The 25,718-nt window shown below is 60.6% G+C and carries 24 protein-coding genes; 12 read left to right on the top strand and 12 right to left on the bottom strand.

Features of this window, described 5'->3' with window-relative positions:
* Positions 1 to 94: 94 nt before the first annotated feature.
* Complete coding sequence (locus tag B5F39_RS07120) at positions 95 to 469, bottom strand: metal-dependent transcriptional regulator (protein WP_343217575.1); 375 nt, start codon at positions 467 to 469, stop codon at positions 95 to 97.
* Between the two features lie 350 nt (positions 470 to 819).
* On the opposite strand from B5F39_RS07120, the gene B5F39_RS07115 reads away from it, so the two are divergent.
* Together B5F39_RS07115 and B5F39_RS07110 are read left to right on the top strand one after the other, a co-directional pair.
* A complete protein-coding gene (locus B5F39_RS07115) occupies positions 820 to 3,723 on the top strand; it encodes a molybdopterin cofactor-binding domain-containing protein (protein ID WP_087365382.1) in 2,904 nt (967 codons plus the stop codon).
* Positions 3,724 to 3,805: 82 nt separating this feature from the next.
* Positions 3,806 to 5,104, top strand: coding sequence for an MFS transporter (locus tag B5F39_RS07110; protein WP_087365381.1), 1,299 nt, complete (start codon positions 3,806 to 3,808; stop codon positions 5,102 to 5,104).
* On the opposite strand, the gene B5F39_RS14010 is transcribed toward B5F39_RS07110, so the two are convergent.
* On the bottom strand, positions 5,101 to 5,988 hold the full coding sequence (locus tag B5F39_RS14010; RefSeq protein WP_158095971.1) for a LysR family transcriptional regulator: 888 nt from the start codon (positions 5,986 to 5,988) through the stop codon (positions 5,101 to 5,103). The two genes, B5F39_RS07110 and B5F39_RS14010, sit on opposite strands and share 4 nt — an antisense overlap.
* A gap of 163 nt (positions 5,989 to 6,151) precedes the next feature.
* Here B5F39_RS14010 and B5F39_RS07095 point away from each other — a divergent pair, with 163 nt between their 5' ends.
* From B5F39_RS07095 to B5F39_RS07085, 3 genes are all read left to right on the top strand, one after another.
* Complete coding sequence (locus B5F39_RS07095) at positions 6,152 to 7,465, top strand: SLC13 family permease (protein WP_087365377.1); 1,314 nt, start codon at positions 6,152 to 6,154, stop codon at positions 7,463 to 7,465.
* A gap of 214 nt (positions 7,466 to 7,679) precedes the next feature.
* On the top strand, positions 7,680 to 8,831 hold the full coding sequence (locus B5F39_RS07090) for an iron-containing alcohol dehydrogenase (RefSeq protein WP_158095970.1): 1,152 nt from the start codon (positions 7,680 to 7,682) through the stop codon (positions 8,829 to 8,831).
* A 215-nt stretch (positions 8,832 to 9,046) separates the two neighbouring features.
* A complete protein-coding gene (locus tag B5F39_RS07085) occupies positions 9,047 to 11,326 on the top strand; it encodes a DEAD/DEAH box helicase (RefSeq protein WP_087365375.1) in 2,280 nt (759 codons plus the stop codon).
* 63 nt (positions 11,327 to 11,389) lie between these two features.
* Here the strand turns inward: B5F39_RS07085 and B5F39_RS07080 are convergent, their stop codons facing one another.
* Positions 11,390 to 12,184 carry an amidohydrolase family protein gene (locus B5F39_RS07080; RefSeq protein ID WP_158095969.1) on the bottom strand — a complete coding sequence of 265 codons (795 nt, stop codon included), beginning with the start codon at positions 12,182 to 12,184 and terminating at the stop codon, positions 11,390 to 11,392.
* 102 nt (positions 12,185 to 12,286) lie between these two features.
* On the opposite strand from B5F39_RS07080, the gene cbiB reads away from it, so the two are divergent.
* The gene (gene cbiB / locus B5F39_RS07075; RefSeq protein WP_087365371.1) at positions 12,287 to 13,219 is read left to right on the top strand and encodes an adenosylcobinamide-phosphate synthase CbiB; all 933 of its coding nucleotides are present in this window, start codon (positions 12,287 to 12,289) and stop codon (positions 13,217 to 13,219) included.
* A 5-nt stretch (positions 13,220 to 13,224) separates the two neighbouring features.
* On the top strand, positions 13,225 to 14,244 hold the full coding sequence (locus B5F39_RS07070; RefSeq protein WP_158095968.1) for an aminotransferase class I/II-fold pyridoxal phosphate-dependent enzyme: 1,020 nt from the start codon (positions 13,225 to 13,227) through the stop codon (positions 14,242 to 14,244).
* Between the two features lie 192 nt (positions 14,245 to 14,436).
* Here the strand turns inward: B5F39_RS07070 and metX are convergent, their stop codons facing one another.
* Complete coding sequence (metX, locus tag B5F39_RS07065; protein WP_087365368.1) at positions 14,437 to 15,510, bottom strand: homoserine O-acetyltransferase; 1,074 nt, start codon at positions 15,508 to 15,510, stop codon at positions 14,437 to 14,439.
* A 5-nt stretch (positions 15,511 to 15,515) separates the two neighbouring features.
* Positions 15,516 to 16,808: an O-acetylhomoserine aminocarboxypropyltransferase/cysteine synthase family protein gene (locus B5F39_RS07060; RefSeq protein ID WP_087365367.1), complete on the bottom strand. Its 1,293-nt coding sequence runs from the start codon at positions 16,806 to 16,808 to the stop codon at positions 15,516 to 15,518.
* A gap of 294 nt (positions 16,809 to 17,102) precedes the next feature.
* Between B5F39_RS07060 and B5F39_RS07055 the strand changes: the two genes are divergently transcribed.
* On the top strand, positions 17,103 to 18,149 hold the full coding sequence (locus B5F39_RS07055; protein ID WP_087365365.1) for a hypothetical protein: 1,047 nt from the start codon (positions 17,103 to 17,105) through the stop codon (positions 18,147 to 18,149).
* Positions 18,150 to 18,664: 515 nt separating this feature from the next.
* On the opposite strand, the gene B5F39_RS07050 is transcribed toward B5F39_RS07055, so the two are convergent.
* Positions 18,665 to 19,078 (bottom strand): helix-turn-helix transcriptional regulator, encoded by a 414-nt coding sequence (locus tag B5F39_RS07050; protein ID WP_158095967.1) that lies wholly within the window; start codon positions 19,076 to 19,078, stop codon positions 18,665 to 18,667.
* A gap of 278 nt (positions 19,079 to 19,356) precedes the next feature.
* On the opposite strand from B5F39_RS07050, the gene B5F39_RS14400 reads away from it, so the two are divergent.
* Positions 19,357 to 20,790, top strand: a complete 1,434-nt coding sequence (locus tag B5F39_RS14400) for a chitobiase/beta-hexosaminidase C-terminal domain-containing protein (protein WP_087365361.1) — start codon at positions 19,357 to 19,359, stop codon at positions 20,788 to 20,790.
* A 364-nt stretch (positions 20,791 to 21,154) separates the two neighbouring features.
* On the opposite strand, the gene B5F39_RS07040 is transcribed toward B5F39_RS14400, so the two are convergent.
* The 5 genes from B5F39_RS07040 to B5F39_RS07020 form a co-directional block, all read right to left on the bottom strand.
* Positions 21,155 to 21,664, bottom strand: coding sequence for a sigma-70 family RNA polymerase sigma factor (locus B5F39_RS07040; protein ID WP_087365359.1), 510 nt, complete (start codon positions 21,662 to 21,664; stop codon positions 21,155 to 21,157).
* The gene (locus B5F39_RS07035) at positions 21,657 to 22,004 is read right to left on the bottom strand and encodes a D-Ala-D-Ala carboxypeptidase family metallohydrolase (protein WP_087365358.1); all 348 of its coding nucleotides are present in this window, start codon (positions 22,002 to 22,004) and stop codon (positions 21,657 to 21,659) included. Before B5F39_RS07035 ends, B5F39_RS07040 begins: the two co-directional genes overlap by 8 nt.
* 68 nt (positions 22,005 to 22,072) lie before the next feature.
* Positions 22,073 to 22,228, bottom strand: a complete 156-nt coding sequence (locus B5F39_RS07030; protein ID WP_087365356.1) for a YvrJ family protein — start codon at positions 22,226 to 22,228, stop codon at positions 22,073 to 22,075.
* Between the two features lie 220 nt (positions 22,229 to 22,448).
* Positions 22,449 to 22,676 (bottom strand): DUF2922 family protein, encoded by a 228-nt coding sequence (locus B5F39_RS07025; protein WP_087365355.1) that lies wholly within the window; start codon positions 22,674 to 22,676, stop codon positions 22,449 to 22,451.
* Positions 22,677 to 22,724: 48 nt separating this feature from the next.
* Positions 22,725 to 22,943 carry a DUF1659 domain-containing protein gene (locus tag B5F39_RS07020; protein WP_087365595.1) on the bottom strand — a complete coding sequence of 73 codons (219 nt, stop codon included), beginning with the start codon at positions 22,941 to 22,943 and terminating at the stop codon, positions 22,725 to 22,727.
* Positions 22,944 to 23,111: 168 nt separating this feature from the next.
* On the opposite strand from B5F39_RS07020, the gene B5F39_RS07015 reads away from it, so the two are divergent.
* From B5F39_RS07015 to B5F39_RS07005, 3 genes are all read left to right on the top strand, one after another.
* Complete coding sequence (locus B5F39_RS07015; RefSeq protein ID WP_143330675.1) at positions 23,112 to 24,017, top strand: PDZ domain-containing protein; 906 nt, start codon at positions 23,112 to 23,114, stop codon at positions 24,015 to 24,017.
* Between the two features lie 147 nt (positions 24,018 to 24,164).
* Positions 24,165 to 24,380 (top strand): type II toxin-antitoxin system Phd/YefM family antitoxin, encoded by a 216-nt coding sequence (locus tag B5F39_RS07010; RefSeq protein WP_087365352.1) that lies wholly within the window; start codon positions 24,165 to 24,167, stop codon positions 24,378 to 24,380.
* Entirely contained in the window at positions 24,380 to 24,802 is a 423-nt protein-coding gene (locus B5F39_RS07005) for a PIN domain-containing protein (RefSeq protein WP_087365350.1), read from the top strand. The genes B5F39_RS07010 and B5F39_RS07005 overlap by 1 nt, the downstream gene beginning before the upstream one ends.
* On the opposite strand, the gene B5F39_RS07000 is transcribed toward B5F39_RS07005, so the two are convergent.
* On the bottom strand, positions 24,799 to 25,707 hold the full coding sequence (locus tag B5F39_RS07000) for an aldo/keto reductase (protein WP_204245063.1): 909 nt from the start codon (positions 25,705 to 25,707) through the stop codon (positions 24,799 to 24,801). The genes B5F39_RS07005 and B5F39_RS07000 overlap by 4 nt on opposite strands.
* Positions 25,708 to 25,718: the final 11 nt, after the last annotated feature.

Raw genomic sequence — 25,718 nt, 5'->3', positions numbered from 1 at the left:
TATCTCAACATCAAAAGAGACCCGGAAACCAGAGCCGGATCTCTACAAGATATGTACAGGGATTATATCTTACAATTATTGTTATGGCAATACCTTAGTAGTTGCCGCGCGCAAGGTACTCCTTGACTTTGTCGAAGGTCTCCTGGCTGATTATGTGCTCTATGCGGCATGCGTCCGACTCCGCCGTATCGTGCGGCACCCCGAGCACGTCCGCGAGAAATTTCGTTATGTAGCGGTGGCGCTCGTAGATGGCCCCGGCCCTCGCGAGCCCTTCTTCTGTGAGGTTCAGCTCGCCGTTGTCCTCGACGGTGACGTAGCCGTCGTCCTTCAGTATGCCGATGGCCCGGCTCACGCTGGGCTTGCTGAAGGAAAGAGCGCGCGCCACGTCCACGGAGCGCACAGAACCGTTTTTATTTTTCAGCACCAGTATAGTTTCGAGATACATTTCGCCGGATTCCTGCATAAAAATCACCAGCCGTTCAACGTTTTGACATATCGTATCAGACGACCGTTTTATTCTAACCTAAACGGCGCCCCGCGCGCAACGCCGGAGGGCAAAGGTATGCAGTCGCTAACTGGAAAAAACGCGCCCCAGGCATAAGCCTCGGCTTACGCCGACGGGTATAAGGGGACTTTATAGACCTGATAAAAAATGATAATTTGACCGCCGTCCAGTTATACATATAATTTTAATCAGTTAATTATGGTTTAAGTTTATTAAAAGTTTTCAGAAAATTCCCGAGCATACAGGCGGGCTTTGCTCCGCCGCGCGCTTTCGCCGGGATGTGGAAACAGGAATTTGCCGAAGGAGGAGAGTCAATGTCTGTCAAAAAAGGAATCTACATAATCAACGGAGCCGAGCGCGTGGTCATGTCCGAGTACGAGAAGGACACGCTCGCGTCCGTTCTGCGCAGAATCGGGCTGACGAGCGTCAAGGTCGGATGCGGGACGGGCCAGTGCGGGACGTGTACGGTGCTGGTCAACGGAGACCCTGTCCGCGCATGTATCAAAAAATTCAGGGACATTCCGGAGCATACGAGGATAGAGACTCTCGAGGGCATAGGCACGGCCTCCCACCTCCATCCTCTGCAGCAGGCGTGGATAGCCTACGGCGGCGTTCAGTGCGGATTCTGTACGCCGGGATTCATCATGTCGGCGAAGGGGCTTCTCGACAAAAATCTCAGCCCGACGCGCGAAGAGGTACGCGACTGGTTCACGAAGCACAACAACCTGTGCCGCTGCACCGGCTACAAACCGCTCGTAGACGCCGTTATGGCGGCGGCCGCGCTCATGCGCGGAGAGATTTCCGAGAAAAATCTCGAATTTACAGTCGCCGAAGGCGGCTCGATATACCACACGCGCTACCCCAGGCCGGACGCTCTTTACAAGGTCCTCGGCACGGCCGACTACGGCGACGACCTCGCGCTCAAGATGCCGCCAGGAACTCTGCATATGGGTGTGAAATGGGCCGACCATCACCACGCGAATATACTTTCAATAGACACGTCTGAAGCGGAGAAAGCGGCGGGCGTCGCCGCCGTGCTGACTTATAAGGACATACAGGGCACGAACAACCTCGGCGCGCCGATGACGAGCAAGATGAGCCTCGCCAAGCGCGTCAAGGAGCCGGTGCTCTGCGACACGAAGGTGCGGCGCATAGGCGAGCCGATAGCGCTGGTCGTAGCGGACACGGACGAGAACGCGCGCGCCGCGGCGAAGCTCGTCAAGGTCGAGTACGAAGTCCTTCCGTTCTATAAGAACATACTCGAATCCTTCAAGCCCGGAGCTGTGAGCATCGACGGAGAGGCGCCGAACGACCTGCTGCGCCAGCCGGTGTTCAAGGGCGCGAACACGCAGGCGATATTCGAGAAGGCGAACGACCCGGACAGCGGCGTATACGTCGTCGAGGGCAGCTTCTACTCGAGCCGCCAGCCGCATCTCATGCTCGAGCCGTGGTCGCTCCAGGCGTACTACGACGAGGACGGGATGCTGACCGTCAACTACAAGTCGCAGACGCTCTGGGCCGGCATGGTCAACGTGCCGCGCGCCATAGGCGTTTCGCCGAAGGCCTTCCGTATCATAGAGATACCGTCGGGCGCTAGCTTCGGAGCATCGATGGATCATCACGCGGTCGCGATGATAGCCGCCGCCGAAATGGTTGTGAAGCGCCCGATAACGTGGACGCAGACCTACGAGGAGACGCAGCGCTTCACCGGAAAGCGCGCCACGAGCTATACGAACGCGAAGCTCGCCTGCGACAAGAGCGGCAAAATCCTCGCGCTCGACTTCGACAACGCCATCGACCACGGCGCGAACGCGAACTCGGCCGGCAATCTTGAGAAGAAGGTCGTGCGCTTCATCGGTTATCCGTACAACATCCCGAACATACGCGGCCTTTCGCGCGGCGGCCTCTCGAACGAGCCCTTCGGCGTCGCCTACCGCGCCTACGGCTCGCCGCAGTGCTACACGTCGAGCGAGCAGCTTATAGACATGATGGCCGAAAAGCTCGGCATAGACCCGCTCGAGATTCGCTACCTCAACTGCGCGAAGGAAGGCGACCTCACCAACAACAGTTACCCGTTCAAAAACTACGGCATAAAGACGATGATCAACAAGCTGCGCCCATATTACAACGAATCGCTCGAATGGGCGAAACAGCCCGCGGAGGCCGGGTGGAAGCGCGGCGTCGGCGTGGCCTGCGGCGGCTACCACGTAAGCACTCCGGCTGACAGGTCGGAGATAGACATCGAGCTTCTTCCCGACGGCAGCGTCGTGCAGTACAACTGCTGGGAGGCCATGGGACAGGGCGCGAGCATAGGCACGCTCGTCCACATGCACGAGGCGCTGAAGCCGCTTGGGCTCCCCGTCGAAAAGATAAAGCTCTATCAGAACGACACGAAGTTCTGCCCGCCGACCGGCCCCGCCTCCGGAAGCCGCAGCCACTACATGGCCGGCAACGCGACGATTCTCGCCGCGAACGACCTGATGAACGCGATGCGCAAACCGGACGGGACTTACAGGACTTACGACGAAATGGTCGCCGAGGGCATCCCGACGAAATATCACGGAGAATTCTCGACAGTCGGCCTCTACAAAGCCATCGACGACTTCACGGGAGTCGGAGACCCGACGCCGGACAACAACCTGCTCGCGATAATAGCGCGCGTGGAGGTCAACGAGGAGACGGGCAAGACGCGCGTGCTCGCGATACACGGGATAGCCGACGTCGGCGTGATAGGCAATTTCCTCGCGGTCGAGGGTCAGGCCTACGGCAGCATGATGCACTCTATAGGATTCGCGCTGACGGAGGACTACTGCGACGAGGTCAAGAAATACGGCTCGCCGCTCGGCTGCGGCTTCCCGCGCTGCAACGACGTGCCGGACGACATCGAGTTCGAGTTCCAGGAGACGCCGCGCAAGACGGGGCCGCACGGCTCCGGCGGAGCCTCCGAGTGCTTCCAGAGCTGCGGACACGCAGCCGTGCTCAACGCCATCAACAACGCGGTGGGCGTGCGCGTCTATGAAATCCCCGCTACGCCGGACAAGATAAAGGCGGCGCTCAAGGCCAAAGCCGAAGGGCGGAGCTGCGCGCCCGAGCGCTACGACTTCGGTGAGGACTACAACAAGATACTCGACGAGGCTCTCGAACGGGCGAGGACGGAACAGAAACACGTCGAGACAGCCGAAGAGATAGAAGAGGAAATCAGAAGCGGAGGACATTAAACGCGGCGCGCCGGGGCTTCGCGCCCCGGCCCCGCCGAAGCCGGAAGGCGGCTCTTCCGACCGAAGGGAGTGCAGATAACGAATGGCTAAAATCGAATTCAACAAGGAAATGAGGACGCAGTGGATAGTGTTCGTCGGCGTGTTCTTCATGTGCTTCTCGGCTATGGGGCTCGGAAGCAACGCCTTCGGAATATTCACCGTCCCGATAACGGAAGCGCTGAACATGCCCCGCACGACCTACAACATGTTCGAGACGGTCTCGAAGATCGTCGGGATGGTCACGGCTGCGATGTTCAGCACGATTTACAGAAAAATAGGGCCTAAAGGCTCGGTTCTTATAGCGGGCGGCGGCTACGTCGCGCAGTATCTGCTCTTCGCGATAGCGGATTCTCTTCCGCTGCTGCTGGTAGGCGGATTCTTCGCCGGCATAGGCTATACATTCGCCGCACAGATGACGGTTTTCGCCGTCATCCCGCCGTGGTTCAAGAAAAACGCCGGGACCATGACCTCGATACTCTCCGCCTGCAACACGTTCGGGTCTTCGGTGTGGACGTACTTCCTTATCAAATGGCTCGCCACTCAGGGCTATAAACAGGCTTTGATTTACAGCGCGATAATCATGGCGGTCATGTGCACGATTTCGGCCTTCCTCGTCAAGGCCAGCCCGGACGACCCGCTCTACGGCAGCCGCGTATCGGGCGGAAAAGACGGCAAGGGCAAGGCCGCCAAGGCCGACGCGCCCGTGACGAACAGGGAACTGCTCAGGATGCCGGTAATGTGGATGCTGATAGCGATATACTTCATCGTCGCGGCGATAGGCCACCCCTTCACCGCGAACATCCCGGCCTTCGCGAACGCGAAGGGCCTCCCGGCGGAGACGGGAGCCGCGGCCTACGCTCTATGCTACGCGCTGATGGGGCCGGCGAAGATAGTGATAGGGATAATCAAGGACCGCTTCGGCGGAGCGAAAGTCGCCGTGCCGCTCGTGTTCTCATTCTTCATCGCGGCCTGCCTCGGCGTCATGCTCCCGGTCTCGGATAAGCTGTACGTATTTATGACCGGCATCGGCCACGGCGTCGGCGGGACGATGAGCCAGCTCCTGATAGCGTTCGTAGTCCTCGACACCTTCGGCAAGTACTATCACCCGGGACAGCTCGGCCTATGCCTCGTAATGTTCAACATAGGGCGCGCGATAGGAATGCCGGCGATACATCTCGAATACGACATGACCGGACAGTACACGTTCACGATGGCGCTGCTGATAGCCCTGGCGCTGATAGTGGTGGCGCTCACCTTCATGGCTCTGCGCTCGGGCCGCCTCTGGCAGCAGAAGCGCGACGCGGAGCTCGCCGCGGCGGAGACGCAGCAGGCCGCGGACTAGCCGGAGGAACCGTACCTCTCGCGGCAGAAATCGAAGAAGTACTGCGCGGCATATGGAAGACTGCGGCTCTTGAGCCTCGACATATATATGCCGCGCACCTTATAAGGATTGTCTATACGGCAGATATGCACGCCGGCGTTCTGAGCGGCGGCGGCGTGCGGCACTACTGACAAACCAATACCGAGGCTGGCGTAGGCGGTCATCGCGGAGCAGTCGCGCGTGCAGAACTTTATGTTCGGCTTAAGCCCGTCGTGGCGGAACATCTTCTCCGTCTGTTCGTATAGCTGCGAGCCGTTGGTGCAGAAGATCATCGGCTCGTCCCCTATCTCGGACAGCGAGACGCGCTCCAGCCACGAGAAGCGGTGGCCGCGCGGCACGGCGAGCACCAGCTCCTGTTCGCAGACGCGCACGCTCTCGGCGTTCTCCGGCGCGTCGTAGCCGAAAGATATGTCGGCCCTGCCGCTTTTAAGCTGGGCGGAGACTTCCGCAGACGTCTGCACGGCGGTCAGACGCACGTCGATGGCTTTCCGTTCGCCGCCCTTATAGAAATCGCGGAGTATGTCGGGGATTACGTCGGCCGTGAAGGTGACGATGCACACGACGTTGACGTTTCCCGACAGCTGGTTCTTGAGCCCGTCTATAAGCCCTACGGCCTCGTTGATGGTGTTTATCACGCGCTCCGCGTACGGTAGAAACGCTTCTCCGTATCGCGTAAGCGAGGCCCCTTTGTCGTTCCTGCTGAAGAGCGGCACGCCGAGCTCTGACTCGAGCTGCTTCACGGCGTAGCTGAGGCCGGGCTGAGTGATAAAGAGCTCGTCGGCGGCTTTCGTGAAGCTGCCGCAGCGTGCGAGAGTCACAAAGAAAAGTATCTGCCTCGTGGTCAAGGCGTCGGCACCCCCATTTGTATAGGCAATATGCAGGCAAATTGCAATATATGTTAATTTTTTTGTCCTTTTAAAAATATATACAACAGCGGAATATCTGTCAAACAGTCCGGCGTCATGAAAAGGGGAAGAGACGCCCGGCTCGCGGGAAAGGAGGGGGAAAATGTTCACCGGATTTATCAGCGACGAGGTTACGGCAATAATAATACTGGCTGCCTGCGTAGTGCTGTTCGTTACAAACTGGCTGAACACCTGCGTCGCGGCGGCGCTCGGGTGTCTCGCCTTCACGCTGACGGGGATATGCTCCTTCAGCGAGGCTTTTTCGGGCTTTTCAAGCTCAGTGGTGATTCTTATATTCAGCATGCTCATAGTCGGAGACGCTATGGCCGAGACGGGGGCCGACTGGCTTATAGGCAATTTCGCGGCGAAGATTTCAAAGAACAACGAGCGGTTCTTTATATTCGCCGCCGCGCTCGTCGGCGGCCTAATGTCCATGTGGATGGCGAACACGGCCGTCGTCGCCTGTTTCCTTCCGATACTCGCCAGCGTCTCGCGCGCGTCGAAGAACATGACGATGAAGAATCTCACCATGAGCGTGACGTTCGGCGCAATGTACGGCGGCACCTGCACGCTCGTCGGCTCCACCTCGCAGGTCGCGGCGCAGGGCGTGATGTCGGAGCTTACGGGCATAGAGTTCAAGATGTTCGACTTTATGCCGGTCGGCGCGATTATGTTCGCGGCCTTCCTTATATGGGAGCAGCTCATCGGCTACAGGATGGGGATAAAGATATGGGGCGGCAGGCAGCACGAGGGCATACGCTACGACAAGCTCGCGGACAGCCTCGACGTCGACGGCCCGGCGGAATCGCAGCCGAAGGATAAGGCGAAAAAGCGCCCGGTGTTCGCCGTCATCTTCGCCGTTATGATAACCTTCTTCGTTTTCGAATGGCTGCCCGTGGCGGTCACGGCGCTCTCGGCCGCTCTGCTCTGCTTCATAACCGGCTGCGCCGACCCGAAGGAGACGATGAGGCGGCTCGACTGGCACTGCGTATTTTTCCTCGGCTGCTGCATGGGGATAGCGGCGGGCATAGAAGCCACGGACCTCGGGGAAATGACGGGCGGGGCGATAACGCTCATGCTCGGCCCGTCGCCGGAGCCGCGCCTGTTCTTCGCGATAGTCGTCACGGCTGTCATGCTCACGAGCAACTTCCTCGCGAACGCGACGACGACGGTCATCTTCTGCCCGATAGTGATAGCGACCTGCCAGTCTTACGGCTTCAACGTGACGCCGTTCTGCCTGGGAGTCGTCTACGCGGCGAACCTCGCCTGCGCCACGCCGTTCGCCCACGCGCAGGTGACTATGACGCTCGTCGCGGGCTACAGGTTCACCGACTACGTGAAGTTCAACCTTCCGGTGCAGATACTGATGCTCGCTCTGATGATCATATTCGTGCCGGTATTCTTCCCGCTCATGTGAAAACGCGGGACGTATTTTTTGAATTTCAGCGCGGGGACTGTGACCCCGCCGCGCGAAAGAATATAAAACGCGCGCGTTCAGCCGCGGCGGCGCGGGCGAAAAACGAAAAAGAGAGGAGATGGTCGAGGAATTCGCGGGTGAAGGCAAAGGGCCGGAAGACGGCGTCCGGCGGAATCGGACGCGGAGCTTTTTATTTATGAACGGAGGAATTTTTGTGAAGCCATATCGTTATCCGCAAGTCAAAAACATTTATTTCGGCGACGGCGTCGTCAAGACGCTCGGAACCATAGTGGCGACAGAAGGAGTAAATCGCGTCCTCGTGGTCACGGATAAGTTCTTATTCGAAAACGGAATGCTCGACAACGCGCTGAAGTCGCTGGACGAGGCGAAGATCGAGTACAAGGTATATTCCGACGTACATCCGAACCCGCTCAAGTCGAACGTCCTCGCGTGCTACGAAATGATGAAAGAGCTGAAGGGCGAAGGCGTCATCGGATTCGGAGGAGGAAGCAGCATCGACTGCGCCAAGTCCACGGCGCTCCTCATGACGAACCCGCTCCCGCTCGAGCAGTACGTCGGCAAAGACATCGTCCCGAACAACACCGTGCCCATCTTCACGGTGCCGACGACGGCGGGGACGGGCAGCGAGGTAACGTCTGGCAGCATCATCCTCTTCGACGACACCGGCAAGAAGGGCGGCATCCTCTCGAAGCGCCTCATCGCGACCTGCGCGGTCGTAGACCCTGAGCTTCTTCTTACCCTGCCGCCCGGACTCACCGCCGCGACGGGAATGGACGCGCTCGCGCACGCTATCGAAGCCTATACCAACATCAACGGCTCGCTCCAGAGCGACATGTGGTGCCGTCAGGCCATCACGCTCATCGGCAAGCATCTGCGCCGCGCCTACTTCAAGGGCGACGACCTCGACGCGCGCCGCGGCATGAGCCTCGCGGCGACGTCGGCGGGCATGGCGCTGCTCGGCGCGGGCTGCGCCGGGAGCCACGCAATGGCCTATTCCATTGAAAACAAGTACCATACGATGCACGGCCGCGCCAACGCCTCGATGCTGCCGGCGGTCATGCGCTTCAACGCGCCGGCCGCGCTCGAGAAATACGGCGAAATAGCCGAGATGCTCGGCGAGAACATCTGCGGGCTGTCGAAGCACGAAGCCGCCTACAAGGCGAGCGAAGCCGTCCAGAAGTTCTGCGACGACCTCGGAATGCCGGGAATCCGTGAATACGGCGTAACCGAAGCCGACTTCGAGCCTTTTGCGCAGGAGTGCTGCGCGAACGCGAGGCTCATGGGACAGAACCCGCGCAAGATTACGCCCGAGGACGCTGTGAAAATCTACAAAGAGGCATATTAACAACCGAAACCGCCGCCGCTCGCGGCGGATATGAAGAAAGCAAAAAGTACGCAAAGCAAACACATAGCACAAAGCAGCAACACAAAAAACAAAAACAACCAAGCCCTCTCGTCTATACCGCGCCGCCTCCCCATAATCCCAGGGCGGCGCGGTATTTTCCTGCGCGTCCCGCGCGCTTTTGGGCTATACTTGACGGAGGGAACGGGGGTTGTTTTATGCTTGAGAATTATTTTGCCAAGAAAAAGCCGGGCGTCGAGGATATCGTGCGCTACGTTTCGGAGTTGGGGGGACGGCGGCCCGCTATCAAGCGTTTTCCGGCGAAGACGGCGGTTTTCGGCTCGTTCGGGGATCTCGACCACAGGATAGTGAACGCTCTGAAGCGCCGCGGCGTCGAGGCGCTCTACTCGCACCAGAGCGAGGCGGTGGCCTGCGCGCTCGCGCGCCGGGACTGCGTCATAGCCACGCCGACGGCCTCCGGCAAGACGCTCTGCTACAATCTGCCGGTGCTACACGCTGTGCTGCAGAATCCCTCGGCGCGAGCGCTTTATCTGTTCCCGACGAAAGCGCTCGCTCAAGACCAGCTCGCGGAGCTGGGCGAGCTTTCGTCGTTCTCGGACGGCAAGATACACGGCTTCGTCTACGACGGCGACACGGAGCCGGTCAAGCGCCGCCTCGCGCGCACGGAGGGGCACGTAGTCATAACGAACCCGGACATGCTGAACTCCGGCATACTTCCCCACCACACGAAATGGTCCGATTATTTTCAGAATCTGCAATACATCGTCGTTGACGAGCTGCACACCTATCGCGGCATATTCGGCTCGCACCTCGCCAACCTTTTCTGCCGTCTCGCGCGTATCTGCGAATTTTACGGCTCGCGCCCGACCTTCATCTGCTGCTCCGCGACCATCGCCAACCCCGCCGAACACGCCGAAGCGCTGACGGGGCGGAAGATGGAGCTGATAACGGAGAGCGGAGCGCCGCTTTCGGAGAAGGAGCTCGTCATCTACAACCCGCCCGTGATAGACCGCAACACGGGCATGAGGCGCTCGTCGCTCTTCGAGACGGCGAAGATAGCGACGGAGGCGCTTGCCTCGGGCATAAGCACGATAGTCTTCACGCGCTCGCGGCTCAACGTCGAGCTGCTGCTGACATTGATACGCGGCGGCCTCGCGAAGCGCGGAGCCGACCCTATGATGATAATGGGCTACCGCGGCGGCTATCTGCCGAAGGAGCGCCGCAAGATAGAGGCCGACCTGCGCAGCGGCGCGCTTAAAGGCGTCGTCTCGACGAACGCGCTCGAGCTCGGCATAGACATCGGCTCGCTCGGCCTCGCGGTTCTGCACGGCTATCCCGGCAGCATCGCCTCGGCGTGGCAGCAGATAGGGCGCGCAGGGCGGCGCGGCGGCCTTTCGGCCGCGGTCATGGTGGCGTCCGCCGACCCGCTCGACCAGTTCCTCGCCTCGCGTCCCGAGTGGTTCTACGGCGCTCCGGCGGAAAAGGCGCGCATAGACCCGTACAACCCGTACATACAGGTGAGCCACGTAAAATGCTCCGCCTTCGAGCTGCCTTTCGCCTCGGGAGAAAAATTCGGCGTGCAGAACGTGGACGAAATTCTCGAATATCTCGCCGATCACGGCGTGCTGCATAAAGTCTCCGAGGCCGACGGCGGACGCTACTACTGGCAGGACGACTCCTACCCCGCCTCGGAGCTCTCTCTGCGCAGCGCGACGAGCGAAAACTACACGATAACCGACATAACGATACCGCAGAAGCCGAAGGTCATAGGCACGATGGACCGGCGCTCCGCCCCGACGCTGATATTCCCCGACGCGATATACTTCCACGGCGGCCGCTCCTACATCGTCGAGTCGCTCGATACGGAGAAGATGCAGTGCTTCATCCGCGAGATAGACGCCGAGTACTATACCGACGGCGACGCGGCGCTGCGCATCAACATAACTGACGATTTCGAGACGCAGGGGAATTACGGCTGGGGCGAGGTGCTCGTGACGGAGACGCCGACGATATTCAAGAAGATAAAGCTCGCGACGCACGAGAACGCCGGCTTCGGGCAGATAAATCTTCCCGAGGAACAGATGCACACGACCGCCTGCTGGATAATGACGCCGGAGAGCCGCGCCGGAGACGCGGAGCTGAAAGTCGCGATGGAAGGGCTCGAGCACCTGCTGCGCAACGCCGCGCCGCTCTTCCTCATGTGCGACAGGGGCGACATACTCGTGACGAGCCGTCTCAAGGACCTGCAGCTCCGCCGCGCCGCGATATACGTCATCGACAACATACCCGGCGGCGTCGGACTGGCCGAGGGCGCTTTCGAGGTCAAGGACGAACTCGTGCGCGCGGCGCTCGGGATGCTTAACGCCTGCCCCTGCAAAACGGGCTGCCCGGCCTGCGTCGGCGTCTTCGGCGGAGAATACGACGTAAAGGGCGCGGTGCGCGCTCTCGCGGAAGAGATACTGCGAGGACGGAAGTAAAGCGGCGCGGCGTCCGCGTGGAACCGGACGCTGCGAAGGAAGCCCGCCGGCTCCGTCGAGCTCTTATATCCCGAGCAGCCTCCGCGCGTTGCCGCCGAGGATAAGCTCCTTCTCCTCGGAGCTCAGGCCGAGGCTATCGACGAACTCCAGCTCGTGAAGCGGCTTGTGCCACGGGAAGTCGCTGCCGAAGAGCACGCGCTCGGCCCCGTGCATACGTATCATTTTTTCCATCGTCGGCCTGTCTATCCACGGGTCGGCGGTGTAGGCGGTGTCGAAGTACAGATCGGCTTTGCCGGCGAGATATTCCATGACCTCGTTCTGCATGTGCAGGCCGCCCATGTGCGCGGCGATTATCTTTATACCGGGGAAGTTTTTCAGGATATTCAGAAGCATCTGCGGCGAGCAGCGCATTTCGTCGCGGTAGGTCGCGTCCCATCCCGCGTGGAAGACGAGTATGAGGTTCAGCGCGCGTATAAGGTCGTAGACGGGGAAGATGCGCTCGTCGTCGGCGTCTATGCGCTGGAGCGGCGTGTGGAGCTTTACGCCCTTCAGCCCTTCGTCCGAAATTTTCCAGACGTATTCGAGCGCGCTGACGGAGCCGGGCATGACGGAGCCGAAGGAGATGAGTTTTTCCGAATTTGTCTCCTTTGCGAATTCCAGCACGTGCTGGTGCTGGCTCTCCTTCGTCGCTATGTGCAGCAGGACGCTCTTGTCCACGCCGGCCTCTTTCATCGCGGAGAGAAGGTCTTCGACCTTCGCCTCCGATTCGTAGGGCACGCGGCTCTGCTCGTGAAGCTTGAGCATCGCGGGGTGCGCCAGAGTATTGGGAAACACGTGAGTATGAAAGTCTATAATCATGGTAAAAACTATACCACTAATTCGCGTTTGCGGCGCGCCGTTTTTTGCACCGTCATTGTAATATAATGCGGAAGGCATAGATCGAAGCTCGGAGGTGTCGCTTTGCAGATAATCATGGCTTTGCTGCTCGACTCGCTGTTCGGGGATCCGCGCGGCGTTCCTCACCCCGTCGCGGGGATAGGGCGGCTCATAAGTTTTTATGAAAAATTCTTCTACGGACGGCCCGGCTCGAAGGCCGGGGGCGCGATGCTCGCCGCAGCCGTGCTCGTTACCGCAGGCGCGGCGGTCTCGCTCGTCCTCTCCTTCGCGGCCTATCTCGGCGAATGGATATACGCCGCGGTCAACATCTATCTGCTCTACGCGGCGCTGGCCTTCAAGTCGCTCAAGGACGAATCCGCGCCGGTCGCGCGGCTTTTGGCCGACGACGACCTCGAGGGGGCGCGCCGCCAGGTCGGACGCATCGTCGGGCGCGACACGGAGCAACTCTCCGAAAGCGGCGTCGTGCGCGCGACGGTCGAGACGATAGCGGAAAGCTACATCGACGGCATAGTCTCCGTGCTCTTCTACATGGCGCTCGGCTCGCTCTGCGGGCAGGCGGCGCTGTTCGCGTGGCTCTTCAAGGCCGCCAGCACGATGGATTCGATGATAGGCTACGACGACGAGCGCTACCACGACTTCGGCTGGGCCGCGGCGAAGCTCGACGACCTGCTCAACTTCGTCCCAGCGCGGCTCGGCGGCCTCATCGCGATAGCGGCCGGCGCGCTCGCGGGCATGGACTGGAAGCGCGCGTGGCGCACATTCCGGCGTGACAGGCTCAACCACAAAAGCCCGAACAGCGCGCACGGCGAAAGCGTATTCGCGGGGCTGCTCGGCATACAGCTCGGCGGCGGGGCCTTCTACGGCGGCGAGTGGGAGCCGCGCCCGACGCTCGGCGACGACCTGCGCGAGCCGGAGCCGGACGACATCTTCCGCGCTCAGTACGTCCTCAACATCTCCGTCGCGATATGCGCCGTGCTGATATTCGCGATAAGGTGAAAAACATGGAATTCCGCGCGCACGGGGCGAACCCCGAAAAACTCTACGAACAATTCGGAATCCCGAAACCGGAGAAAATCTACGACTTCAGCACCAACACCAACGCCGTGCCGCAGCGCGCGGGCTTCGTCCCCGACCTGCGCGCCGCTCTCGAAGACTACCCGGACGGCGACTGCATCGCACTGCGCGCCGCGCTCGCCGGGGAATACGGCCTTCCGGCGGAAAACCTGCTCGTCACGAGCGGCTCCAACGAAGCGATATACATCATAGCCTCATACGCGGCCTCGCGCGAAAACCTCCTGCTCCAGCCCGTCTACGGCGAATACCGCACGGCGCTCGAAGGCTACGGCGCGCGGACGCGGAACATATTCTCGCTAGGCGAGGCCGAAGGCGCGGAAAACGCCGCCGTCTGGCTCTGCAACCCGTGCAACCCGACCGGCGCGCTGATTCCCGACGCGGAGCTCGACGCGGCGGCGGAACGCAACCCGAGAACAGTTTTCATAATCGACGAGGCCTACCGCGATTTCGTCTGGACGGAGGAACTTCGCGGCGCGCCGGAAATTTTGCCGAACGTCGTGCGGCTGCGCTCGCTTACGAAAATTTACGACCTCTGCGGCGCGCGCATCGGCGCTCTCGCCGCGGACGAAGCCGCCGTGAAAAAGATAAAGGCGCGCCAGCCCGAGTGGAGCGTCGGCGGCCTCGCGCAGCAGGCGGCGCTCTGGCGCGTCGCCGACAAAACGCTCAAAAGCCGCACGCGCGAATACTACGCGCGCGAGATACCGCGCCTTACGAACGCGCTGAACGAAGCGGGCTTCGCGGCGCGCCCGACCTGCGCGAATTTCTTCCTCATGGAAATCGAAGACGACGAAAAATTCATCCGCTTCATGCTCGCACGCGGCATAGTCGTGCGCCACACGCGAAACTTCGCGGGCCTCGACGGCCGGTTCGTAAGAATAGCCGCGCGCACGAGCGAGGAGGACGACCTGCTGATAGCCGCGGCGCGCGAATACGCCGCGAAAGGCTGAGCCGCGCGGCGTAAATAACCGAACGTCAAGCGGCGGGACTTTGCGCCGGCCGGCGAAAATGCCGCAGGTATCTCAACGCGCCGGTGCAATCAAATTCCTTCCGTATCCGCATAGACAAAAACCGGGAGAGACCGCGCGCCGCTCCCGGTTTTGTTTTTATATCCTCCGGCGCACGCGGCGGAGCTCCGCGCGCTACGCGCCGTACAGAAATTCCCTCAGATAATCGTCCACCTGGTCGAAGTCCATTAAAAAGGCGTCGTGGCCGTTGTCGCTTTCTATCTCTTCGTAGTATGCCGCGACTCCGTTTTTCGCGGCGGCGCGGACGGCCTCTTCCACCTGCCAGTTGGGGAAGAGCATGTCGCTCGATATGCCGAGGCCGAGCAGCCTGCGGCCCGCGAAGCGTTTCCACGCCGCGTCGAGCCCGCCGCGGCCCGCGCCTATGTCGTGCAGGTCCATCATGCGCGTGAGGTAAAGATAGCAGTTCGCGTCGAAGCGCTTGACGAGCGCCTGCCCGTGGTGGCGCAGGTAGCTTTCTATCTGGAACTGTCCGCCCCACGCCCCGGACGCGCCGTCCGCCATTTCGCGCATGTAGCGGCTGGTGAAGGTCTGTTCGCTTTTGTAGGTTATCATCGCGAGCATCCGCGCCGCGGCGAGGCCGTTGACCGGCCCCGCGCCCTCGTAGTCGCCGCCGTTCCACTGAGGGTCGTCCATGATGCTCTGACGCTGCACCGCGTTGAAGGCTATCGCCTGCGGGTACAAGCGGTCGGGCGCGGCTATGAGCGCGCAGCTGCCCGCGAACTCGGGGAATGAGATCGCGGCTTCGAGCGCTATCATGCCGCCGAGCGAGCCGCCGACGACCGCGCGCAGCTTTTTCACGCCGAGCGCTTCGAGCGCCGCTTTCTGCGCGAAGGCCGCGTCGCGCGGCGAAAGTATGGGGAACCGCATGGCCCAGCGCCGCCCGTCCGCGGGATTGACGCTCGCGGGCGAGGTGCTGCCGTAGGGACTTCCGAGGTTGTTGAAGCATATCACGCGGAAGCGCCGCGTGTCGAGCGCGAGGCCGTCTCCCACGACGCCGCTCCACCACGGCTCGGGTTCGCCATCTCTGCGTTCTCCGGCGAGCTTCCAGCTCCCCGTCAGAGCGTGGCAGACGAGTATCGTCTCGCCCCCTTCGCCGTAATCCCCGTAGGCCTGCGCGAGTTCTTCAAAGTACGCGCCGGACGGCAGCGTCACGCGCGGCAGGACTACGGAGGCGTGTTCTTCGCGCATCCCCGTCAGCGGGCCGCCGCGAGCCCTCTTTCAAGGTCGGCGATTATGTCGCGCGCGTCTTCTATACCCACGCTGAGGCGCAGCATCCCGTCGGAAATTCCCGCCGCGCGGCGCTGTTCGGGCGCGAGCTGCGAATGGGTGGTGCTCGCCGGGTGCGTCACAAGAGTGCGCGATTCGCCGAGGTTCGCAGCGTGGTGGATCATCTTGAGCGCGTCTACGAAGCGCCGTCCGGCATCCACGCCGCCTTTGACCTCGACCGCCATCATGCCGCCGCAGCCGTCTTTGAGGTAGACCTCCGCCATGTCGTGCTGCGGATGGCTTTCGAGGCCGGGATAACGAACCCACTCGACCTGCGGGTGGTTTTCGAGGAAGCGCGCGATTTCGAGCGCGTTCTCGCTGTGGCGCTTCATGCGCAGCGCGAGCGTGCCGAGCGACATGCGCAGCAGATAGGCGTCGAACGGCGACGGGCAGCCGCCGAGGTCGCGCAGTATAGAGGCGCGGAGCTTCGCGGCGAAGGCCGCGCGTCCGAAGCGCTCCGTGAAGGTCACGCCGTGATAGCCCGCGTCCGGCTTCGCGAGGCCGGGGAACTTGTCCGCCCACGCGGCCCAGTCGAAATTGCCGCCGTCTATCACCGCGCCTCCGACGATGTTGCCGAAGCCGGAGATATATTTCGTAGTCGAATGAAACACTATGTGCGCGCCCCACTCTATCGGGCGGCATAGCGCGGGCGAGGCGAATGTGTTGTCCACGACGAGCGGCACGCCCTGACGTTTCGCGATGCGCGCGAGCGCTTCGAGCGGCGCGACGTTGATGACGGGATTGCCTATCGTCTCCGTAAAAATAGCGCGCGTTCCGTCGTTTACAGCCTGCTCAGCCTGGCACGGGTGGTCTCCGTCTACGAGTATAGCTTCCACACCGAAGCGCGAGAATAAATTCTGAAGCAGCGTCAGAGTGCCGCCGTAGACCTTGCGCGAGACGACGACGTTCGTCCCAGCCTCGCACAAAGCCGCGACGATATGCGCGAGGGCCGCCTGCCCCGACGAGAGCGCCACGGCGCCGACGCCGCCCTCGAGCGACGCGAGCGTATCCTCGAAGGCCTTGACGGTCGGGTTCGCTATGCGCGAATATGTGAAGCCCTCTTCCTCGAGATTAAAAAGCCGTGCGGCGTGGGCGCCGTCGTGAAACTGATAGGCCGCCGTCGCGTAAATCGGGAGCCCCAGCGCCCCGGTCGCGGGGTCGCAGTTCCATCCCTCGTGCAGGGCCCTCGTCATAAAGCCGTAATCCTTACAATCAGCCATAAAAAACGCCTCCTCATATAAAAAACAGCCGGCCGGACGAAGCCGGAGCGGTACGTAAAATCATTGAAAAAACGAGCGGCCCCCGCCGGCGCGTCCGACGCGCGGACACGCCATATCAGAGAAAAAAATCCAGTCGGAAACCGATTCACGGCCATTCTAGCGGCGGCCTCCGGCCTTGTCAAGAAAGCCGCGCGCGCGTTAAAATCTATCCAAACTCAACGACGCCGGCGGCCCTCTGAGGCAAAACCGCCCGCGCCGTGAAACACCTGCAAAAAAACGGAGGGACCGACTGAAATGGAGAAAACCGTAAAAATCTGCATGACGGGCTTCGGCAACGTCGGAGTGCGCTTCGCGCGCATGCTGCTCGAACAGGAGCGCCAGCTCGCGGACGAATACGGCTGCCGCGTAATAGTCACTGGCGTCTGCACGCGCACGCGCGGCACGGTGATAAACCCTGAAGGGCTCGACCTCGGCGCGCTCCTTATAATGAAAGAGGAGCTGGGGCGCTTCGACTCCGAATATCCGGGCTTCGCGCCCGACTGCGGCGCGCCAGAAATGATAGAGCGCTGCGGCGCGGACATATTCATCGAACTCAGCACGCTCTCCGTAAAAGACGGCGAACCTGCGTCCGGCTACATACGCGCGGCGCTCGAGCACGACATGCACGTGATCACGGCGAACAAGGGCCCGGAGGCGTGGCGGTACGCGGAGCTCAAGGCTCTCGCAGACGAGCGCGGAAAGCGCTACCTCTTCGAGACGGCAGTGCTCGACGGCGCGCCGCTATTCAACATGGCGCGGAGCTGCCTGCGCGGCTGCGAGATAACCGGGATACGCGGGATACTCAACACGACCACGAATTTCATACTCGGCGAGATGGAAAAAGGCGGCACCTACGACGAAGCCGTCGCAGAGGCGCAGCGCCGCCAGTTCGCCGAGGCCGACCCGTCTATGGATGTGGACGGCTGGGACGGCGCGGCGAAGATATGCGCGCTCGCCAACGTCCTGATGAACGCCGGCGCGACGCCAGACGCCGTGAAGGTGACGAGCCTGCGCGGCATCACCTTCGGCGAGCTGAAAGCCGCGCGCACGCAGGGCTTCCGCCTTAAATACATCTGCTCCGCCGAACGCGCGGCGGACGGCGCGCTGCGCCTTACCGTAGCCCCGTCGCTCGTCCCGCTCGACTCGCCCGAGGCGCTCGTCAACGGCACGTCGAACATAATAACGATACGCACGGACATGATGGGCGAGCTGTCGATAATAGAAAAAGACCCGGAAATAAAACAGACCGCCTACGGCGTCTACAGCGACCTGCTCTCGATAATAAGCGGGGAACGGGAATAGAAGAACAGAAACACACGACAAAGCCGCCGCCCCGACGCTCAAGGGACGGCGGCTGGCTACAGCCCGGCACCCCGCGTATATGCACGCTGACAGCAGATTATATAGATATTTAACTTAAAGCCATGCCCGCGTCACCCCGCGCTTGACGCGGGGCGCAGCGGCTTTTGATTCCCACACACTGAGGGTATTTGAAGACGCTGGATGCCGCGTCAAGCGCGACATGACGGTAAAGCTGGATGTTTCGCCTTGTTGGTTAAACCGCTATAACTTCTTATAAACACATGTCGCCCCGCAAATCTCCTGTACGGGGCCTCCGCCACTTACCACACGACCGGAATGGAGGCCGGCCCAGTTTCATCTGGCACAATAGCAGTCGTTACTTTTTATAGAAAAACCGCGATAAAAGCCGGCGTACAGTAAGATCTCTGACGCGCCGGCGCGGCAAACGCCGCACCGGCAAAACGCGGACGGAGCGCAGAAACGCCCGTCCGCCCTTCTTCGCGAGGCGCGGCGGCTCACCGCGACTCCATCTTTCTCTCGATCTTCTTCCACAGCCGCTCGACGAGCGGGAAAAATATCTCAGCGTCCTCCGGCGGCAGATCGTACCGCACCGTTTTCCCGTTCTCGCTCCGTTCTATCGAAATCGAAAAAGGCTCCGGCGAGCGCGCGTTCAGCGCGTAGCGCTTCTCTTTCCTCGGGCGCGCCGGACCCTGCCCGCGGCCCCGCGCCGTATCTTCGCCTAAAATATGGGCCACCGACGTTCCGAGCACGTTCGCGAGCTTCACCAGGTTCGCGCCTTCAGGCAGACAAATGTCGCGTTCCCATGACGAGACCGTCTGGCGCGCCGTATCTAGGAGGTATGCGAGCTCTTCCTGGCTTCTGATGCCTCTCTCTTTTCTGAGGTCGCGTATTGTTTTACCCACGGACATCGCGAACACCCCCTTGCAAAAACATAGCGCGAATGTAAAGAGCGAAAAAGCAAATAAACATGTCATTTTGTTGGCGCATATTGACGTGTTTAATTGACATATATATGAACCGGCGAATATAATTGCAGCCATAAGCACCGCAATACAGATTCTGCTTTTGGGAGTTTTCAAAGGAGTGATGCCTCCGGGAAGTCCTGCAAATTTTCTATGCTCCGTCGCTTTATGTCCAAAGGGAAGAAACAAAACGGCAGTACGAACGAAGGAAAGGGGAACGGATAATGAAAGTATTGAAACGGAAGCTCGCGCTTGTCCTCGCGCTCATAGCGGTGCTCGCGATGTGCGGCAGCGCGCTGGCGCAGGACGGGTACGTAATCATCAACGGTACGAAATACGAGCAGGAGGCAATGATTGACGCTCTGAATCCAGGAAGCGGCATAGTCACGGACAATTCCGTGATAGAGGTCTACGGAGAAGTGAATATCCGTCTCTCACGGATGGGAGGAGAGCACGGTTTATCCGGGCAGGATGCTTTTTTGGTAATCAGCGCGGACAACGTATCTGTTGAAGGCAAGACCGACGACGCTTTGCTTTACCCCAGCGAAGCCGTCGCAAACGGAGCGTGGGGGACGCAGAACTTTATAACCGTATTCGGTTCCAACGTGACGATTAAAGACGTCGCCATCATGCCGAAATTCGACGTTGACGGGGACACCAACAAAACGGTCGAGGTATGCGGCGAAGGATTCACGATGGTCAACTGCACGCTCACTCCGAATACAAAATACAGCGACGCAAGCGGGACTATAACTTCGACGGCCGACGGCGGAAGCCTGTGTATAAGCGAGGGAACGAACGCAACTATTACCGGAACGACCTTCGTCAAAGCCTGCGTGTTCGCAAACGACCCGACAGAAGCCGACGTCGTTACTATAAGCGGCTGCACCTTCGACACGCCGGCGGAAGACACATACTTCATCGGCAACACCACATGGGCTACGCCTCCGAGTACCGATATGGGGACGATGAACGTCACAGACTGCAAATTTATAAATGTTCCGCTGGGCTATGACAAAGTCATACTCCACCGCATGGACGGGACGTTCAACCTCGAGAGAAACACCGTCACTCTCGCCGACGGTACTGCTGCCTCGTTAAAGGACATGATAGCGTTCGATTCACTTGAAAGAAACGGGGAGATAATAGAGCCGACGGCAGAAGGGGCTGTGGTGAAGCTTACAGAAGACGGACATGTTTACAGCATTACGCCAAAGAAGAGCGACGACGGCGCCTATACTCCTGTATCCGAAGACGTGACGCCTGACGTCGCTGCTCCTGTCGCGACGCCCGCGGGCGGCGAGTATACTGAAGCGCAGACCGTAACGCTGACGGCTGAGGACGAGACGGCGGCTATCTACTATACGACCGACGGCACAGACCCGACGGAAGCCTCGACTCTTTACAGCGGAGCCATTACGATAGACAATACGACAACGCTTAAGGCCATCGCAGCAGTCAACGGCGCGTACAGTGCGCCGTTGACTGAGGTCTACACAATAACGACGGGCGGCCCCACATCGCCCGACGTGCCCGAGGAGCCCACCTCGCCCGACATTCCTCCCAGCTCGGGCGGAAGCGGCGGCGGATGCTCGGCGGGCTTCGGCGCTCTCGCGCTGCTCGCGGCAGTTCCGATGCTGTTCAGAAGGAAGAAGTAGTTTTTTCAGGTTTAAGCGTCAAAAAAGCAGTAAGCGGAGCCTTGCGTCCCGGCTCCGCTTTTTTCGTATATTTTGTTTGCTGTCATGTAAGCCGTCATAACATATCTGTTTAACTCTTATGCCGAACTTTATGCAGCCACGCAAATCTTTTGCGCCCGATAAAGCGGGGCAGGCTCTGCGGGGCCTCCGTCCCATACCACGCAGCCGCTATTATGGCTGCAGCGCTCTAATTCAGCCTCAGTGTTCAGGACGGAGGTTCCGCGCTGAAAATTCGCGGGACGACGGTATTTTTATAGAGATATATGGGCATTCAGCCATGATGGAGAGACTGCAAATTTTGCTGCTCCGTGCGCCGTCCGCGGCGTTATTCTCCGTACCCGGCTTTTCCAGTTTTTATCAGAGGGCGCAGCTTGCCGCGTATTTTTTTGAGGCGCGCGGCTACCGCCTGCTGGCTTATGCCGAGCTCCCGCGCTATTTCGGCCTGAGTGAAGCCCTCCATGAGCGCCTGCGTCATGTCGAGCTCGCCCTTCGTGAGTATGCGGCGCAGAGTCTCGCGCAGTTCGGCTTCGCCGAATTTTTCGTCCTCGGCCCCTTCCGTCTCCTCTATCGCCTCGAGCAGCACCTCGCCTCCGCCGTTTGCGCGCCCGCGCAGCCTCTCAGCCGCGTCGCGCACGCGCGAGGGTATCCTGTTTCGGAGGAAGAGCGGCAGCCATTTCCTGTCGCGGCACTGAGGGACGAGGACGACGAGCGCCATGTAGCCCTCCTGCACGAGATCCTCGTATTCCGCGCCGCGCCCCTGATATTTCGCCGCCGCCGATTTTACGAGCGGCGTGTAGTCGCGCGCTATCCGCGCCATTTCGCAGGCGTCAGTCATCGTTTATCTCCAGATGTATGAAGTTCCGTTCAGGGTAGGCTATCGCTTTCGAAAATCCCGCGCGCCGCGCGAGGCCTCGGACGTGATCCTGTTCCGCGCGCGGGACGGCTATGTCGGCGGCGAGGCCGCGCATGTGGCGGCTGCGCGCCGCGCCGCCGACCTCCGCGTTGTGCCGCGCGCAACGGTATCCGCTCGTTATTACGACGGGCCGCCCCCACGATCCGCGCAGTTTTTGCAGCGCGAGCGCGAGGCGCGGGTGCAGCATGACGGTGTGACAGCATGGGCACTGAAATTCCCGAAGGCTGAAGTTTTCGGTTATCTTAAAGTCGTTGAGGCGCATTTATCTTTCCTCCTTCGTCATGGCCGCCGCGCCTTATGCCGCGGCGCGGCGGCGGTCTCGCCTCCACGTCACCCATTGCGGGCGGAGGCCTTTTCCATTACGTTTCCGAGGTTTATCACGGCTTTCGTCAGCTCCTCGAGCCGCCTGTCCATCCTTATGAGAAGGTATGACGCGACGGCTACGGAAAAGCCGTTCTGCACCATGCTGGCCGCAAACTCTTCCATTTTCACCGCCTCCTTCCGGCGCGCGGGCGCAGCAGCCGGAGCAGCGCCGCGAGCGCCGGGCGCATTATTTTTACAAGTTTTTCCATTTTTTGCGGGACGTTCTCCTTTTATAGTTTTTTGCCAGGGTTTTTTGATGAGATGATTATAGTATGTGTTTGCTAAAAAAGAAATACTATATGTTTTTTAAAAATCGGGGAGGGGCGTCCCCTCCCCTTCTGGTTTACGCCGTGGGCGTAAGTTCGATTGCGGTCGAGGTGCGGTCTATGAGCTCCGCGCTCTCGCAGGAGGCGAGAACGACCGCGAAGGGCTGCTGTTCGAGTATGAGCTCCACCGCGGCCTGCACCTTGGCCGCGCCCTCGGGGTCGGCGAGGGTCGGAGCCGCATAGTCCATACTGACGTAGAAGCTCTTTCCCGCGTCGGTCACGAATTTGATTTTTACCGTTTTCATTGCTTTCACCTCCTTCGTCCTTTTTCCCGCGGCTTTCGCCGTACTCTGCTAGGCGCTTTCGATGAGCTCGGTGTCGTACTTCCTGACGGAGGCGACCGGGTACTCGAGGAGCTCCCCGAGCGCCGAGGCGAGCGCGCTGAGCGTGTCCGCCGTCGCCGCGCCGCCGATGTTGGAGAGCGATACCGTCTTGGTGACGCTCTTGCCCTCTTCCTCGCCGAGCGAGATGGTGAGGCGGAGCGAGCTGCTTACATGCTTGAACTGTGCCATTTCGTGTTCCTCCTTTCTCCGTTTGATGACAATAATAGTGGGAAGGAGACGTTTATTTTACAAATAGTTTTCTTTTTCTTTTCCGCACGATTTCTGAGTAATCCTTCGGAGAGGGCGCGGCGATGCTACAATAGGCGCGTGTATTACAGTGAAAGGAGTTTGATGACGATGAAGAAATTTCTCGCGGCGCTGCTCGCGGTACTCATATCGGCCTCCGCTGCCGCCGCTTATCCGCCGCCCCCTCCGCCGCACGGCAGAGGCCCGGCCGGGCCGCCTCCCAGAAGGCCGATGGGGCCGCCGCCTCCGCCTCCGCACCACCGGCATCCGCACGACTACTGCCGCGACGGAGACCTTTTCAGCGGCCTCGCCGTCGGACTGCTGATCGGAGCGCTCGCGAACGCCGGGCACGACGACTCAGCCGCCCAGGCGCGGGCGAAGGCCGAGGAGGAGCGGCTCGCCTACGAGCGCGACGCCGCCGAAGTGCGCGACGCCGCGCGCAGCCTCGCTGAGACGCAGAGCGAGAACGTCATGCAGATAGTCTCGAAGCTCGGGCCCGACCACGCGCTCGAGGATCTCGACAACTACTGGCAGGCCCACGGGCAGCCGACGCTCCAGGACGTGAACAGGCCGCCGAGAAAGCTCAAAGTCGCGGGCTTCAGCCGCAACATGGCGCTCGTCTACGACATCGACCGCGAGCGCAGCACGGTGACCGTGACGGTGAGCGCGCCGGACTACGACGTTTCGGAGACGCGGTCGCTGCCGTATGTCTATACGCCGCCCGTCCCTGCCGCGCCCGTAAGGAGCGTGGAGCGGACGCTGGGCTTCACGGTCTCCGACGATTCGCGCAGCCCCGACGGACGTCTCGTGATAACCTCTGTGACCCCGGGGACCGCCGCGGCCTACGCGGGCGTCGCAAACGGCGCCGTGCTCTACGCCGTAGACGGCAACGACACGGCGCAGGCGGGCGCGGAGCAGCTAGAGGCCTACGTGAACGGCAGAGCCGCAGCCGGAGCGACGGTGAAGATAACCTTCTCCGACGGCGCGGGCCGCAAAACGGTGGAGATAAGGCCCTAGCCTCGCGAAGGCGAAATATACGGAGCAGCGGCGCGGGAGTCCCCGCGCCGCTTTTTCGCACGCCTGGGACGGCGCGCAATCGTGCGATGATTTATTTACATCGTACGATTTATGTTATAATTTTGTACGATAAAAGGAGCTGATAACATGTCTATAACTGCCACAGAATTCAAGGCCAATCTCGGAAAATATCTCGCTATGGCGGAGACAGAGGACGTTTACATAACGCGCAACGGCAGGGTCGTCGCGCGGCTGACGGCTCCGTATAAGAACAGGATGGAGCTCGCGGAGTCGCTCTTCGGCGTCATCCCGGCGGACATAACGCTCGAGGAAGCCAGAGACGAGAGACTGAGCGGGATATAATGCGCGCGCTCATCGATACGTGCGTCATAATCGACGCGCTTCAAGAGCGCCGCCCGTTCGCGGACGAAGCGAAGGAGGTATTCCGCGCCGCCGCCGCGTGTCTTTTCGACGGCTATATCGCGGCGAAGGCGTCGGCTGACATTTATTACATCATGCACAGGCACACGCACGACGGCATGGCGGCGCGGGAGACGCTTCGGAAAATCTACACGCTTTTCAGCCTTCTGGACACGACGGCGGAGGACTGCATAAACGCCCTCGCCCTCGCGATGTCGGACTACGAGGACGCGATTATGTCAGCGACGGCGGCGCGCGCAGGGATGGACTGCATCGTGACGCGCAATATCAGGGATTACGCCGTGTCGCCCGTTCCAGCCTACACGCCGGATGAATTTCTGTCACTTATACGCCGGACTTCCTAATACCAGTCGTGTTTCTCGTTCCGGTCGAGCGCGTTGATTTTTTTCATTTCTTCGTCCGTGAGCGAGAAGCCGAAGATGTCGAGGTTTTCGCGGATGTGCGCGGGGTTCGACGAGCCGGGGATGACCGTCACGCCTTTCTGCAAGTTCCAGCGCAGTACGGCCTGAGCCGCGGTTACGCCGTGCGCTTCTGCTATTTCTTTTATCGTCTCGTTTCCAAGCAGCTCCGCCGTCCATCCGCGGCCGCCGAACGGGTACCAGCCCTGCGCCGTTATGCCGAGGCTCTGTATGTAAGGTATCACGTCGTTTTCCTGATAGTACGGATGTATTTCGTTCTGCACGAGCGCGGGCCTGATCTTCACTTTCGGCAGGAAATCTTTCAGTTCCTTCACGTACCAGTTAGAGAGGCCGAGCGAGCGTATTTTCCCGGCCTCCGCCGCGCGCTCCATCGCGCGGTATGCTTCGACGTCGCCCGCGCCGGGGTGGTGCAGCAGCATCATGTCCACATAGCCTATATCGAGCTTGCGCAGCGCCTCTTCTATCGCCTCGTCCGCGCGCGCGAACTGGCTCGGGTAAATTTTTGTTATCACGAATACCTCTTCCCTCGTCACGCCTGAGTCTCGCACGGCGCGCCCGACGGCGGCCTCGTTGCCGTACATGTACGCCGTGTCGATGAGCCGCCCGCCCGCGGCGAGCAGCGCCCGGACGGAGGCGTAGCACTCCTCGTCTGAAAGGCTGTACGTTCCGAGCCCGGCGAGCGGCATTTCGTGTCCGCTGCCGAGCGTCACGGTTTTCGTCCCGAAGTCGAAGCCTCCGGGGTTTTCAGCAGTCTTTCGCTCTTCCGCAAAGGCGCAGGCCGCGCCGCAAAGCAGAGCGAAAAGCATAGCGCAAAGTATAGTCCGCGTCATATCGTAATTCC

This window comes from Cloacibacillus sp. An23 (genome assembly GCF_002159945.1).
GTDB lineage: Bacteria > Synergistota > Synergistia > Synergistales > Synergistaceae > Caccocola.
The sequence above is the reverse complement of the archived record's forward strand: the minus strand, read 5'-3'. Positions and strand labels throughout refer to the sequence as shown.

What these genes read in the sequence shown, in the direction of transcription:
- B5F39_RS07035 (WP_087365358.1), bottom strand. Translation starts at nt 22,004, where the DNA reads ATGCGCCTCAACGACTTTAAGATAACCGAAAACTTCAGCCTTCGGGAA.
- metX (WP_087365368.1), bottom strand. Translation starts at nt 15,510, where the DNA reads ATGCGCGAAGAACACGCCTCCGTAGTCCTGCCGCGCGTGACGCTGCCG.
- B5F39_RS07015 (WP_143330675.1), top strand. Translation starts at nt 23,112, where the DNA reads ATGAAGAAATTTCTCGCGGCGCTGCTCGCGGTACTCATATCGGCCTCC.
- B5F39_RS07000 (WP_204245063.1), bottom strand. Translation starts at nt 25,707, where the DNA reads ATGACGCGGACTATACTTTGCGCTATGCTTTTCGCTCTGCTTTGCGGC.
- B5F39_RS07110 (WP_087365381.1), top strand. Translation starts at nt 3,806, where the DNA reads ATGGCTAAAATCGAATTCAACAAGGAAATGAGGACGCAGTGGATAGTG.
- B5F39_RS07060 (WP_087365367.1), bottom strand. Translation starts at nt 16,808, where the DNA reads ATGGCTGATTGTAAGGATTACGGCTTTATGACGAGGGCCCTGCACGAG.
- B5F39_RS07115 (WP_087365382.1), top strand. Translation starts at nt 820, where the DNA reads ATGTCTGTCAAAAAAGGAATCTACATAATCAACGGAGCCGAGCGCGTG.
- B5F39_RS07010 (WP_087365352.1), top strand. Translation starts at nt 24,165, where the DNA reads ATGTCTATAACTGCCACAGAATTCAAGGCCAATCTCGGAAAATATCTC.
- B5F39_RS07030 (WP_087365356.1), bottom strand. Translation starts at nt 22,228, where the DNA reads ATGGAAGAGTTTGCGGCCAGCATGGTGCAGAACGGCTTTTCCGTAGCC.
- B5F39_RS07095 (WP_087365377.1), top strand. Translation starts at nt 6,152, where the DNA reads ATGTTCACCGGATTTATCAGCGACGAGGTTACGGCAATAATAATACTG.
- B5F39_RS07055 (WP_087365365.1), top strand. Translation starts at nt 17,103, where the DNA reads ATGGAGAAAACCGTAAAAATCTGCATGACGGGCTTCGGCAACGTCGGA.
- B5F39_RS07040 (WP_087365359.1), bottom strand. Translation starts at nt 21,664, where the DNA reads ATGACTGACGCCTGCGAAATGGCGCGGATAGCGCGCGACTACACGCCG.
- B5F39_RS07070 (WP_158095968.1), top strand. Translation starts at nt 13,225, where the DNA reads ATGGAATTCCGCGCGCACGGGGCGAACCCCGAAAAACTCTACGAACAA.
- B5F39_RS07005 (WP_087365350.1), top strand. Translation starts at nt 24,380, where the DNA reads ATGCGCGCGCTCATCGATACGTGCGTCATAATCGACGCGCTTCAAGAG.
- B5F39_RS07050 (WP_158095967.1), bottom strand. Translation starts at nt 19,078, where the DNA reads ATGTCCGTGGGTAAAACAATACGCGACCTCAGAAAAGAGAGAGGCATC.
- B5F39_RS14400 (WP_087365361.1), top strand. Translation starts at nt 19,357, where the DNA reads ATGAAAGTATTGAAACGGAAGCTCGCGCTTGTCCTCGCGCTCATAGCG.
- B5F39_RS07025 (WP_087365355.1), bottom strand. Translation starts at nt 22,676, where the DNA reads ATGAAAACGGTAAAAATCAAATTCGTGACCGACGCGGGAAAGAGCTTC.
- B5F39_RS07020 (WP_087365595.1), bottom strand. Translation starts at nt 22,943, where the DNA reads ATGGCACAGTTCAAGCATGTAAGCAGCTCGCTCCGCCTCACCATCTCG.
- B5F39_RS07085 (WP_087365375.1), top strand. Translation starts at nt 9,047, where the DNA reads ATGCTTGAGAATTATTTTGCCAAGAAAAAGCCGGGCGTCGAGGATATC.
- B5F39_RS07080 (WP_158095969.1), bottom strand. Translation starts at nt 12,184, where the DNA reads ATGATTATAGACTTTCATACTCACGTGTTTCCCAATACTCTGGCGCAC.